The sequence below is a fragment of the Pseudomonas sp. LBUM1658 genome (genome assembly GCF_059716055.1).
Map to the genome: position 1 here is coordinate 2,755,254 of NZ_CP166798.1, position 13,042 is coordinate 2,768,295.

Here is a 13,042-nt window from a genome sequence, read left to right on the forward strand (position 1 = left end):
TGGCTCAGAGGGTTTCGAACGGTTTATAGATGATCTGCATCATAAGTAACTGTCGGCGTTCTGTCTTCCTGACCAGAGGTGTCATGAGTTCAACCTCGTCGCGGGCGGAGCCGCGGCGAGCACATTTTTCTTGCCCGATTAGGATATAGACGCCTGCCATGGCCAGTATGTCCAGTGATCTCAGCGGTTCACTGGCGAGCAAACAGCCGACCAACAACGCGATGACCGGCGGGATATAGGTCACGCCATTAGGCGGCGAGGGCGCCCCGCCAATGGACGATGAAGTAATAAAGGATGAAAGCGACACCGGTGCCGGCCAGCCCCAGGCCGAACACCACTCCGGCCAGTGCCACGGAATCGGATTTGATACGTTCGATGCCCTTGAAATATTTCTTGGCTGGCAGATCGCTATCGCGGGCAAGCCACGCTCCCACAGGGGAACGGGATCATTTGTGGGAGCGTGGCTTGCCCGCGAAGAGGGTGCAACCCGAAGCGTTCCATTATTCGTTGGCATGACTAGCGCCAAATTAGGGGGCGAGACAGCGTTACCTGTCGTCGATTATGGATTTTTTTTTCAGGAAGATTGGTACCAGGTCTTAGACTGGCATTTTCCGTTGGTATGCCGAAGCAGTCGCTTGGGCGGACGCGTTTCTGGCGCAAGATAAACCGACTTGTGCTGACCCATCGTTATCTGGAGTGACAGGGAATTGGAAGGGGTTGTTGAACAGTCGTAATTCGATGAGAGAGGCCCACCGCAAAGGACGACTGCGCCAGGTCTTTGAGGAGTGACCTATCTTGAGGGCATGCTCGGGAGGGTTGGTTTACCGACCATCCGTCGCTAGAGAAGCCTTTCCGCGCAGGATGTAACTTCACGTCGCCTCAAACGCTACACTTTAGAGTCTTTCTGTAGTGGTCTAATGAAACCGGACACCCATTTAGGCGAGAATGCTCGCCAGATCGAGGTGTCAAATGACCAAACAATGCCGTTCCTTTTCTGCTGAATTCAAACGCGAGGCTGCCGACCTCGTGCTCAAGCAAAACTACAGCTACATCGAAGCCAGCCGTTCACTCGGCGTCGGCGAGTCGGCACTACGTCGTTGGGTCGACCAGGTTCAGCAGGAGCGCAAAGGCGTTACCCCGCAGAGCAAAGCGCTGACCCCGGAACAGCAGAAAATCCAGGAGCTGGAAGCTCGGATCGCCCGCCTTGAGCGGGAAAAATCGATATTAAAAAAGGCTACCGCGCTCTTGATGTCGGAAGATCACGAGCGTACGCGCTGATCAATCAGCTGAGCGTCCATGAGCCGATTGATTGGCTGTGCAAAGTGTTTGAAATCAACCGCTCAAGTTACTACGCCCACCGTCTCAGACGTCGGACTCCGGATGTTGAACGGCTTCGGTTGCGCAGCCGGGTGAGTGAGTTGTTTTCACAAAGTCGCAGTGCTGCCGGCAGCCGTAGCATTCTCTCGTTGATGCGTGACGATGGTGAGCAACTCGGTCGGTTCAAAGTGCGCAGCTTGATGCGTGAGCTTGACCTCGTCAGCAAACAGCCAGGTTCTCATGCCTATAAACGAGCAACGGTTGAACGGTTGGATATCCCGAACATCTTGAATCGGGAGTTCGATGTCCCGGCACCCAACCAGGTGTGGTGCGGCGACATCACTTACATCTGGGCCCAGGGGAAATGGCATTACCTGGCTGTCGTGCTGGATCTTTGTGCGCGTCGGGTGGTGGGCTGGGCGTTGTCGGAAAAGCCGGACGCCGAGCTGGTTATCAAGACGCTGGATATGGCCTACGAACAACGTGGAAGGCCTCAGGGCCTGCTGTTTCACTCGGATCAAGGGTCGCAGTATGCGAGTCGTTTATTTCGCCAGCGGCTGTGGCGTTATCGCATGCGTCAGAGCATGAGTCGTCGAGGGAATTGCTGGGACAACGCGCCGATGGAGCGCGTGTTCCGCAGCTTGAAAACTGAATGGATACCGACTCTGGGTTACAGAACTGCCCAAGAAGCCCAACGCGATATCAGCCATTTCTTGATGCATCGGTACAACTGGATTCGACCCCATCAATTCAACGGCGATATCGGTTGTGACGAACAGTCCCAATTACTCAAGCATGCGTCGTGCCCACTCAAACGTCGCTTGAGGTTTTTTTGAGGTTGGGACCGTAGACTCGTTTGGCGTTCTTTAGGGTCATTTTTTAGCGGGGCTGGAAGGATAAAAGCGGAATAGAAACGATGATAATTCCAGGCTGGAGCAAAAATTGCATGCATCGTGATACTCACCGAACACGAATGTGCGGATTTTATAGGCAATTTAGCGTGGAGCTTTTTACCATGTTCAAAAAAACCGCTCTCGTTGTTATGCGATGCGAAGCCGTTTGATGCCGCGCCTGATGGTACTGCTGATTAACAATCAAGACCCAGGGTCGTTGCTAGCAGCGTTGCGTTGGCTATATAGCTTCGTGCGTCCGCATCGGCTGGCGATCGCCGGGCTACTCGGCTTGTCGATCTGCGCCTCGCTTTTGGTGCTGCTACAGCCATGGTTGACCAAACTGCTCATTGATGATGGTTTGCTGGCGCGTGACTTTCCAACACTGGTGTTGATTGCCGGCCTGATGATCGTTGCCGGCCTGCTTGGAACGGCGCTTTCGGGGATCAACCGGTACCTGCACACACGCTTGTCGGGGCGCATTCTCTTCTCGCTGCGCGACGATCTTTATCGGCATCTACAGACCTTGTCTCCGAGCTTTTACGGGCAGCGACGCATCGGTGATTTAATGTCGCGGCTCGACGGTGATGTCGCCGAGATTCAGCGCTTCGCCGTCGACTCATTATTTTCAGCAGTGTCGAGCGTGCTCGGACTGGTCTGTGCTGTGGCGATTTTATTGGCGCTGTCCTGGAAGCTCTCATTGCTTATATTGGTATTGATTCCTCTCGACATACTCTGGTTGCGCTGGATGCGGCGAAAAGTCGAGCGCGATGTACGACAGCTGCGCGAGCGCTCTGCGGACGTGTCGTCTTTTATGGTTGAGACGTTGCCAGTGATGAAGTTCATCCAGGCGGCCGGTCAGCAGCGGAGGGAATCTCGTCGACTTGAGACGCTGGGGCAGGGTTACATGAGCCAGTTATTGCGCCTGCAAATTACAGAGTTTTTCACTCAGGCCATACCTGGCACGCTTACGTCGCTGGCGCGCGCCTGCGCCTTCCTCGTAGGTGGCTATTGGGTTGTGCAGGGGACCTGGCAACTTGGCGCGCTGATTGCATTTTCCACTTACCTGGGGATGGCAGTAGGGCCGGTTCAGAGCTTGCTTGGACTCTATGTCGCAGTTCAGCGAATGACGGTCAGCCTCGGACGCGTGATGGAGCTGCGCGGTGAAGAGCCTAAAGTAGTCAGCCCGGCCATACCGAAATCGATACCAGCCCACGGTGAATTGCGTTTCGACTGCGTGCACTTCAGTCACCCCGATCGTCCGAGTACCCTGTGCGGCATCAATGCACGCATTCCTTACGGATTGAAAATCGCATTGAGCGGTGGCTCCGGCGCAGGCAAATCGACTTTGATCGATCTGCTGCAACGGCATCATGATCCACAGACGGGACGAGTATTGCTGGGCGAGGTTGATCTACGAGAGCTAGACCTGTTTCAACTGCGGCGGCAGATTGCCGTGGTCAGCCAGGATATTGTTTTGTTTCGCGGCAGCCTCGCTGACAATCTCGCCTACGCTGTGCCAGACGCGAGCCGTGAAGCCATAATCGCAGTGGCGCGACTGGCGCAGCTCGAGAGCCTGATCGCCTCGCTGCCCGAAGGCCTGGACACCCCCTTGGGTGAGCGCGGTCAACAGCTCTCCGGTGGACAAAAACAACGCATTGCCATTGCTCGTGCGCTGCTGCAGGACCCGCAGATCCTGGTGCTGGACGAAGCGACGTCTGCGGTGGACGAAGCCACCGAGCGTGAGGTCATTGAAGCCATTGATCGACTTTTTTCCGGGCGTACGCGCATCCTGATCAGTCATCGCCCTTCCACCCTGGCCAACGCAGATCTATGTTTCGAACTGCTGGATGGCGTGCTCATATCGAAAATGGTGCCGTATGTTGTGTAAACCGCGAGTTTACTTGACGCTTCTCGGCCCTCGGTGGTGTGTCTTGAGCCAGATGCAAAGCGAGGCTGTTTCCCGATGACTCGGATCAAAATCTTGATACTGGGTGCAGGGCCCGCAGGTGCGACGGCGGCCTTGGGGCTGCGACGGCTCGGTTATCCAGTTTCGCTGGTCAGCGAGTGGCGCCGATTTGCAGCATTGGAGGGCGTATCGGTACGTGTGCTTGAGGCTTTGCGCGGTGTAGGGCTGCATCATGCTTTGGCGGATGCGGCATTGCCGTCTCAGCGACAGGTGGATTGGAACGGGCAACGGCACGCGCAAAATATTGAATTTTTATTGGACCGCCCGACCTTCGACAAAGGGTTGCGGGAGGACTTGCGCCTGGCCGGAGTCGAGTTGATCGAGGGGCGTGTGCTCAGCGTTCAAACTTCAGCGACCGGGCACCAGGTGGACATCGAAGGACGTGAACCATTGCACGTGGATTTCCTGGTGGAGGCACGTGGACGTCAGGCGCCATCTCTTGGTAAAAGCGTGCGCGGGCCGGAGACGGTCAGCCTGCTGAATCGTTGGCAAGGCCAGCCGGGCGCTACAGCCAGCGCAGTGGAAAGCCTGGAAGATGGATGGGTATGGATGGCCAGGCGGGCGGATGGCCAGTGTTACTGGCAGTGGACGGTGGATGTCGCCAGCGCCCAGCTGCCTGGCAAGCAGCATTTGCTCGAGCATTGTCTTCAGCGGCGTCGTGATTCTACTACGGCGCAAGCGTTTTTTGGTCCGAAGCCGCAAACCGATGTGCAATTGCATGCGCGTAGCAGTACCGCAATTTTGAACACGCAGGTGTGCGGCAATCATTGGATTCGAATCGGTGACGCTGCGATGGCGGTGGATCCGCTGTCGGGCAATGGAATGTTTCAATCGTTGTCGTCAGCGTTGCAGGCGCCGGCAGTGATCAATACGTTGCTGCTTAAACCTGAGCGAGCGGCATTGGCCCGACGGTTTCACCAGCGGCGAGTAGAGCATTTGTTTTTTCGGTTCGCGAGGATCGGTCGGGATTTCTACATCGATGAACAGCGTTGGCGCGAGCAGGCGTTCTGGCTTGAGCGCCGACAATGGCCGGACGCCGAAGTCGCTCACCCCGAAGCGGACTTCAGCGCATTGAGGATAGTGAGGGCGCCTGTGCTGCACGACGGTTTCATAGTTGAGGCAGATGTGGTGATCACAGCTGATCAACCATTGGGCGCCTGGCATGTACAGGGAGTTGAGCTCGCGCCTTTGTTAAGACGGCTCCGCATCGAGTCCCCCGAGCGAGTGCTGGCGGGCTTGACGGTAGAGCAGGGGCGTATGGTTCGAAGCTGGTTGCTGGCACAAGGATACAAGCCTGTCTGATTTGTCAGGTGCGTTGCTGATTCGAATCTGTGTGATCTGGTATTTGCCCGTCATTTTATTCCGCTCGATAAATACTCATCGGCTCATTGTTTCTTAGTAGGACAACCATAAACCGTGCTCAATAGTGTTCAATTGTGAAACACGTTTTTTGGTCGTGTTCAATTATTAAACAGATTGTCCGCGATGCGCTCATGAAATCAAATTGGCACGTCTTATGCTGCTACGCAGGGAGTTACAGAAAACGATGCCACCCCAAGAATAACTGATATAGGTAACGTCATGATTGAAGTCTCAAAATTTCTGCCAGAAGAACTATGGAAAAATTGTATTTTTGACGGTACCTGGAAAAATATTTATCCCGATGTAAACCCGGTTATAGAACCCGCAACAGGGGCGTCGCTGGGATATATAGGTATGGCTAATGTTGCAGCGGTTTCAAGTGCTGCCCGTACTGCTCGAAACGTACAAGCAAATTGGTTTGAAACCTCCTTTGAGGAACGAGCTTCAATTATGCGTAAAGCGGCTGAAATCGCCGAGTTACATTTCGGCGAGATTGTCGAATGGTTGGTTAAAGAAAGTGGTTCGACGCATTTGAAAGCGGGGTTTGAAACCCGTGTAACAATCAAAGCGTTGCATGAGAGTGCTATGATGCCAGGAAAGAGCCAAGGCGATGTTTTGCCGAATGCGCCGGGAGCGGGGCGCCTCAGTCTTGCCAGGCGCCGGCCATTGGGTGTCGTCGGTGTCATTTCGCCCTTCAACTTCCCCCTCTACCTTGCCATGCGCTCGGTCGCGCCTGCTTTGGCCACCGGCAACAGCGTATTGCTGAAACCTGATCCCCGTACTGCAGTTTGCGGCGGATTGATCATTGGCCGTTTGTTTGAACTTGCAGGGCTTCCAAAAGGGGTTTTACACATCCTGCCTGGCGCTGGCGAAGCGGGTGCAGCGTTGGTTGATTCACCTGACGTGGCAATGATTCAGTTCACCGGATCAACCGCGGCAGGTCGAAAGGTCGGTGAAGCTGCAGGCCGCAATTTGAAAAAGGTGTCGCTCGAATTAGGCGGCAAGAACTCATTGATTGTCTTGGACGATGCCAACGTAGATCTCGCAGTTGCCAACGCTATCTGGGGAACATTCCTGCACCAAGGTCAAATCTGTATGGCCACCGGCCGAATTCTGGTTCAGCGTAATATCTATCCCGCATTCCTGGCCGCACTGATAGCCAAGGTTGGCGAACTTACAGTGGGGAACCCCGCGACCACAAAAGTTTCTTTAGGGCCCCTCATCAATGCGCATCAACGTGACCAGGTAGCTCAAATCGTTCACCTGGCCCAGCAAGCGGGTGCGAAACTCGAAGCGGGTGGCCGCTACGAGGAGCTATTTTTCCAGCCGACGATCCTCAGTGATGTAACGCCGGATAACCCCGCCTTCCGTGAAGAGATATTTGGGCCGGTGGCTGTCGTTGTGCCCTTCGACTCTGATGAAGATGCAGTAAGGCTTGCTAACGATACGGAGTACGGCCTGGCAGCAGGAATCATCAGTTCGAATGTCGGACGGGCACTGAAAATCGGTGACAGGCTTTACACCGGAATGCTGCACATTAATGACCAGACAGTGAATGACGAAGTAGTGAATCCGTTCGGTGGTTGGGGCGCGTCTGGAAATGGAACGAGCGTGGGAGGGGCGGCGAACTGGGAGGAGTTTACTCAGTGGCAATGGCTAACCATCAAGGACGAAGCCACCCCTTACGTCCTATAAATGATGGAGTAGGGCATAGCCGGGACGGTGGTTGCGAGTTAAAAAATCGCTTGTTCTTAACAGGCGCTTTTTTATGCGATGTAATTATATATATATCGCTGTCATTGGTGATAAAACCTCATCAGGGTGTTGTGAAAAATTACGAATGGTCTCCACATGAATATTAGAGATATGCATGGCCTCGATGAGGTTCGGCGTCGCTTTCTGGATGGGCATGCTCTGCCAGCTGATCTGTTGCCCCCGGCCGTAGCCAGTTCTTGGGAACGGTCCAGGAAGGCAGGTCTATCACCTTGGGATAAGCGTTTAACCGGACGCTGGCGCGCCCACGAATTGAGTAGCCTGGATTCACGTCTGGCGGCCAGCGCTCAGCCTGAGCTCGACAGGTTATGGGGCATATTCGGAGGGCAGGAGTGGGCACTATTTTGTGTCAACCCCGAGGGTGTCATCGTGTATGCCAAACACGCCTCCGCGCCAGATATGGTGGACTCGCTAAAAGTTGGAAAACGTGTCAATGAAGTGGATATCGGAACAACTGCTCCCAGTTGCACACTTCATGAACAGCAACCCTTTATTGTTTGCGGAGGCATGCACTATCTAAAAGAGTTTGAAAATTTTTTCTGTGTATCGGTGCCTGTTTTCGGTGTGCGAGGGGAGCTGGTTGGTGCGATTGACATCACTGGAATTGGCCAGCGGAATGCATCTGCGGTTTTGGAGCAGCTGAAAATTGCGGCGATGGCTATTGAAAGCAGGCTGTATTCGGACTTGATAGATTGCCAGATCGTTGCACTACAATTCGATGCCAGGTTGATCGGAACTCCATTTCAGGGATTGGTGGCTTTTGATCAGAACGGAACATTTTGTGCTGCCAATAAAGTGGCGAAAAAAATACTTGGCATTGATGCCTCAGCGATTGCCGAATCTTCATTAAACTGGGATAACTTTTTTGAGCGTGGCCCTCAATCAATTTTTGTAAACGCGCCATGTCTGATAGCCCTGAATGACGGTTCTTCGGTATATGCCCAATCCTTGTTGTCGCCTGGTTACTCCCAAACGCCGAGTCGTGTGCGTATTCCCGCCCATGGAATTGGGCTTGATCCTGCACTCAACCAGCAATTTAGTATGGCATCGAAGGCCTTCGCAGCCAGCATTCCTATTCTGCTGCAGGGAGAAACGGGCACTGGGAAAGAGGTTTTCGCTCGGGCACTCCATGATTCCCTGAATCCTGAGGCGCCGTTCATAGCCATTAACTGCTCCGCAATTCCCGAGAATTTAATTGAATCGGAGTTGTTTGGTTATGTTGAAGGAACGTTTACCGGCGCACGTCGAGGAGGGACCAAGGGGCGTATAGAGGAAGCAAATGGTGGAACATTGTTGCTTGATGAAATTGGTGACATGCCGTTCAATCTTCAGACTCGCTTGCTTCGGGTATTGCAGGAAAGGGAGGTCACCCGTCTCGGAAGTTCACAGCGCCATCCTGTGGACGTCAGGGTAGTTAGCGCAACTCACTGCGACATCGAAAAATATATCCACGAGCATCGCTTCAGAGAGGACCTGTTTTACCGCCTCAATGGCGTACAAATCCACATACCAGCACTGCGTGAGCGGCAGGATATAGATAGTATTATCTTCAAGCTGACTCAGCGCTACCAAGGAGGCTCATTACACCCGGAGGCCTTGGAGCTTATCAAGCAGCAGGAGTGGCGTGGGAATATCAGACAGTTGGAGCAAGCTATTCGTTTGGCCGTAGCGCTGGCTGGCGAGGGACTGGTGATCCTTTCGGAACACTTTCCCGGCTTAGCGCAGCCTGCCTGGAAGCGAAGTGAAAAATCATTAAAAGAATTCGAAAGAAAGAAAATTCAAGATGCGTTGGATGCCAATCGGGGCAATGTGAAAGCTACTGCCCAGCAACTGGGCATTGCGCGCGGCACTATTTATGGTAAGCTTCGGCTTGAATAGATAAAGGCTACAGGAAAGCTGAAGTAGAACGCCAAGTTATTGCTGGTTGAGCAATAATTATGCGCTCAAATAAAGGGTCAGCTTTTTTGAAAAAAAACATTGGCAACTATTGAATAAGCGTTTGTATTTTTACCTCCTGACTTTGACCCCACCTCTACCTTCAATTACGGCCCGCTTGGGTTCGAATAGACCGGCCACCGGATTTATCGTCACGTGCACACCCGTCGAGTCAACAGCGTTTGAGTGTCGCGCAAGCCGCACTTATCTGCCTATGCATTGCGCTGTGTTCCGATTTTCAGAAGAGTTGAACACTGTGTTCCGAAATGGATCACTCAAGTTGATACTGATTTTAATTGCTGCATGATTTTCTGGTTAAATCATGGGGTTATATCTGATGGCACGAATTGTGTATTTAAACGGCAAGGCGCCCGCAAGCTAAGCTTCTCAGGGCCACAACAACAAAAATCAAAGTCAACATCATAAAAATAGCCAGCACGGGCTTTGACCCTTGTGAAGAGCCAGAGGAATTCTGACCGATGAAACCACTCCACCGACTCGCATTTATCTCATGTAGTACGGTCTTGGCGCTCGCTATCGTCCCACTCGCAGAAGCTCAGACGGGGGAACAGGTCTTAAATACCATGTGCGCCGCTTGTCACATTTCAGCAGACGGTAGCTTTGAGCGCATAGATGCCGTACGTAAAACGCCTGAAGCCTGGGATATGACTGTAGTTCGGATGATGCGCAACCACCATGTGCCGTTGAGTCAAGACGACCGTACGGCGGTAGTGAGATATCTAGCCCAGACTCGTGGGCTGAGCGTGAAGGAAACGGAGGGGCGTCGATACATCCTGGAGAAGGAACCTGTAGCGGTAGATGTGGCGCCTAATCAAATGATGACCGAAACGTGCTCCAGGTGTCACTCCTATGCCCGCGTCGCATTGCAGCGGCGAACCGGTGAAGACTGGGAAAAATTACTTAATTTCCACCTTGGTCAATTCCCGACGCTGGAGCTTCAGGCGCTGGCGCGCGATAGAGATTGGTGGGCCTATGTCAACGGGGAAGTCCTGCCATTCCTGACAAAAACCTTTCCACTGGGTCAAGCGCCAAAAGCGACTACGGTCAAATTGGGCGAGAGTTGGATTGTTACAGGCCAACAGCCAGGACGCGGCGACTACTCTGGATCGCTGTCATTGAGGGCCGGGCAGGAAGGCTATGATGTTTCCATGACCCTTGATGACAAAGGCGGATCTACGACCTATCAAGGGCGGGGAGTGCTGCTGGGCGAGGGCGAATGGCGCGCTACGTTAAGCGACGGTAAGCAGGAGATTCGTCAGGTATTTGCTCTGAACGCGGACGGGTCGCTTACGGGTCGCTGGTTCGAAAAATCAAATGAGGTCATTGGCGGACGTCTTGTAGCTTCTCCGGTTGATACCCAGCCTCGGATTCTTGCTGTCAGTCCGTCTTATCTGCGCACCGGCGTTGAAAGTGAGATCACGCTTGTCGGTGTGGGCTTATCGGGTAAGCCGAACCTCCCGAAAGGCGTCACTGGAACCGTTATCTCTCAGACTGATACCAAAGTCGTGATGAAGCTTTCCGCAGGCAAAGCGTTGGGCGCTGTGAAAGTCAGCGTTGGTAAGGCAAGTGCACCGTTGGTGGTTTTTTCCAAGCTTGACCAGGTTCGCGTTGAGCCTGAGCTGACTATCGCCAGGGTTGGCGGTAATGGCGGTCCTATCTCGAAAGTGCCCGCGCAGTTTGAAGCAATAGGATTTCTGAATGGAGCGGACCGGAAACCGGGGACGAAGGATGACATCCGTGTCGGTGCGTTTGACGCGTCGTGGACAGTAGACAACTGGGACGAAGGCGCCGCGAAGATGCAGGACGTTAAGTATGCCGGCTCTATCGAGCAAAACGGCCGGTTTACTCCTGCGGACGCCGGCCTTAATCCGGAGCGGCCGATGTCTACCAACAACCTCGGCAATCTCAAGGTGATCGCTACAGTTGACGATAACGGCAAACCTCTCCCGGGTGAGGCGCACCTCTATGTCACCGTTCAACGCTTCGTTGACACTCCTATACGTTGAGGCTCCCATGAAAGCACTTACTCTAATTCGGCATAACGCGCATCAGATTGATGTAGATGGTCATGCCATGATGATGCATGTTCCCAGTAGCAGCCTTTTCGAGCTAGATGGGGTTAGTCGCGATGTATACGAGCTGTTCACTCGCTTTGATCACGTCGACAGTGAAATCATACGCGCCGAACTAGGCGTGCGGCATTCTCCTGACAGTCTTGCGGAATGCATCAATAGTTTTATCGATTTGGATATTTTGCGGGAGCTGGGTATCCCTGAAAAGCCTCGTGCTATTGCTAAAGTTGAAGAGATCCCGCTTTCTACAATTGTTTTGAACGTGAACACGGGCTGCAACCTGTCCTGCACCTATTGTTACAAGGAAGACCTTACGACCCCCTCAAAAGGCGTGAAGATGAGCTTCGATGTAGCCAAGGCTTCGTTTGAAATGTTGCTTAAACAAGCGAAAAACAGGGATCAGGTCAACCTCGTTTTTTTTGGAGGCGAGCCGCTTTCTAACTATCCGCTAATTCGCGAAATGGTTCCTTATGCCGAAGCCCGAGCGGCGGAAGAAGGAAAGAAGATTGATTTTTCGTTGACAACCAATGGCACGCTTTTAACGGAGCCCATGGTGGATTGGCTCAACGAGCACCGCTTTGGCCTGACGGTATCCATGGATGGTCCGAAAGCAATGCATGATGCGAACCGCATTACGGTGGGTGGCAATGGCACCTATGACGTGGTGGCGCGCAAGGTGCGGATGTTGCTCTCGCGTTATACCGCGCGCGCTGTCGGTGTCCGAGTGACGCTTACCCGCGGCGTCACAGACGTACTCGGTATTCATAACCACCTGAAAAATGATCTGGGTTTTGCTGAAGTCGGATTTGGTCCGGCCACTTCGGGGCCTATCGCATCTTTCAACTTGGATAACGATGCGTTAAAGCAAGTTTTTAACGATATGAAAACACTGGGGCAGCGCTATGTCGAGGCGGCGTGCCGTGGCGAGAATATCGGCTTTTCGAATATGCACCAGTTATTAACAGATATTGCTCAGGGCACTAAAAAAGTAGTGCCTTGCGGTGCCGGTCTAGGGTTGCTGGCTGTCGATAAAGATGGCGATCTCCATTTGTGCCATCGCTTCGTTGGATCTGATCAACCGACTTACGGCAATGTGGATCGTGGCATTGATGTACCCAAGTTGGCTGCCTTTATCGAGGGTGCCCAAGATCGCAGTAGTTTCGGCTGTAAAACTTGCCGGATTCGCTCGATTTGTGCGGGTGGATGCTATCACGAATCTTATGCGAAACAAGGTGATCCGTTTGCTCCTGTATACCATTACTGCGATTTACTGCGCGACTGGGTTGATTTCGGAATCGAATCGTACGTACGAATCATGAAAAATAATCCTAGCTTTTTCCGTAATCATATTGAACCCAGGAGCGCCAAAGTATGAAACATCTGACCCCTGCCAACGCTAAGGCCAAGGCTTTTGTCGAAGCCCACGCCGAAGGCCGCGAAGAAGAAGTTGTGGCAATGAACGCCCTGGTAGGTTGCTCAACTTCTTTTGACCCGGGCTGGGAAATTGATGGGTTTGGTGGCGTTTCCAATCTGTGTCAGCCGATGGAGGCAGATTTATACGCTTGCTCCGATCCTTGCTGGTGGCCTGCACAAGTCCCGGACACGATGTCGACTTATCCGAATTGGGGTAAGGACACTGCGGATCCCACTCAGGATTGGCGTAACTTGAATTCCGTTTTCCCCGAATCTAAGGGTTAATAATA

10 protein-coding genes are annotated in these 13,042 nt (G+C 53.1%); 8 read left to right on the top strand and 2 right to left on the bottom strand.

Going from position 1 to position 13,042, the window contains the following annotated elements; translation table 11 throughout:
* Positions 1-4: 4 nt before the first annotated feature.
* Positions 5-244, bottom strand: a complete 240-nt coding sequence (locus tag ACA064_RS12710) for a hypothetical protein (RefSeq protein ID WP_497673657.1) — start codon at positions 242-244, stop codon at positions 5-7.
* 4 nt (positions 245-248) lie between these two features.
* Complete coding sequence (locus ACA064_RS12715; protein ID WP_497673658.1) at positions 249-434, bottom strand: hypothetical protein; 186 nt, start codon at positions 432-434, stop codon at positions 249-251.
* A gap of 535 nt (positions 435-969) precedes the next feature.
* Here ACA064_RS12715 and ACA064_RS12720 point away from each other — a divergent pair.
* The 8 genes from ACA064_RS12720 (at position 970) to qhpC (ending at position 13,037) form a co-directional block, all read left to right on the top strand.
* Positions 970-2,153, top strand: a protein-coding gene (locus ACA064_RS12720) for an IS3 family transposase (RefSeq protein WP_497673659.1) whose coding sequence is annotated in 2 segments (ribosomal slippage) — positions 970-1,225 and positions 1,225-2,153 — 1,185 coding nt in all. Because the reading frame shifts where the segments join, the coding sequence is not laid out codon by codon here.
* Between the two features lie 226 nt (positions 2,154-2,379).
* Positions 2,380-4,098, top strand: a complete 1,719-nt coding sequence (locus ACA064_RS12725; RefSeq protein ID WP_497673660.1) for an ABC transporter ATP-binding protein — start codon at positions 2,380-2,382, stop codon at positions 4,096-4,098.
* A 75-nt stretch (positions 4,099-4,173) separates the two neighbouring features.
* Positions 4,174-5,478 carry a flavin-dependent monooxygenase QhpG gene (gene qhpG, locus ACA064_RS12730; RefSeq protein ID WP_497673661.1) on the top strand — a complete coding sequence of 435 codons (1,305 nt, stop codon included), beginning with the start codon at positions 4,174-4,176 and terminating at the stop codon, positions 5,476-5,478.
* Positions 5,479-5,757: 279 nt separating this feature from the next.
* The gene (locus ACA064_RS12735; RefSeq protein ID WP_497673662.1) at positions 5,758-7,233 is read left to right on the top strand and encodes a benzaldehyde dehydrogenase; all 1,476 of its coding nucleotides are present in this window, start codon (positions 5,758-5,760) and stop codon (positions 7,231-7,233) included.
* Between the two features lie 447 nt (positions 7,234-7,680).
* Positions 7,681-9,189, top strand: a complete 1,509-nt coding sequence (locus tag ACA064_RS12740) for a sigma-54-dependent Fis family transcriptional regulator (RefSeq protein WP_497673663.1) — start codon at positions 7,681-7,683, stop codon at positions 9,187-9,189.
* Between the two features lie 536 nt (positions 9,190-9,725).
* Positions 9,726-11,273 carry a quinohemoprotein amine dehydrogenase subunit alpha gene (gene peaA, locus ACA064_RS12745; RefSeq protein WP_497673664.1) on the top strand — a complete coding sequence of 516 codons (1,548 nt, stop codon included), beginning with the start codon at positions 9,726-9,728 and terminating at the stop codon, positions 11,271-11,273.
* Between the two features lie 7 nt (positions 11,274-11,280).
* Positions 11,281-12,714: a quinohemoprotein amine dehydrogenase maturation protein gene (gene peaB, locus ACA064_RS12750; protein WP_497673665.1), complete on the top strand. Its 1,434-nt coding sequence runs from the start codon at positions 11,281-11,283 to the stop codon at positions 12,712-12,714.
* Entirely contained in the window at positions 12,711-13,037 is a 327-nt protein-coding gene (gene qhpC, locus ACA064_RS12755) for a quinohemoprotein amine dehydrogenase subunit gamma (RefSeq protein ID WP_268266815.1), read from the top strand. The genes peaB and qhpC overlap by 4 nt, the downstream gene beginning before the upstream one ends.
* Positions 13,038-13,042: the final 5 nt, after the last annotated feature.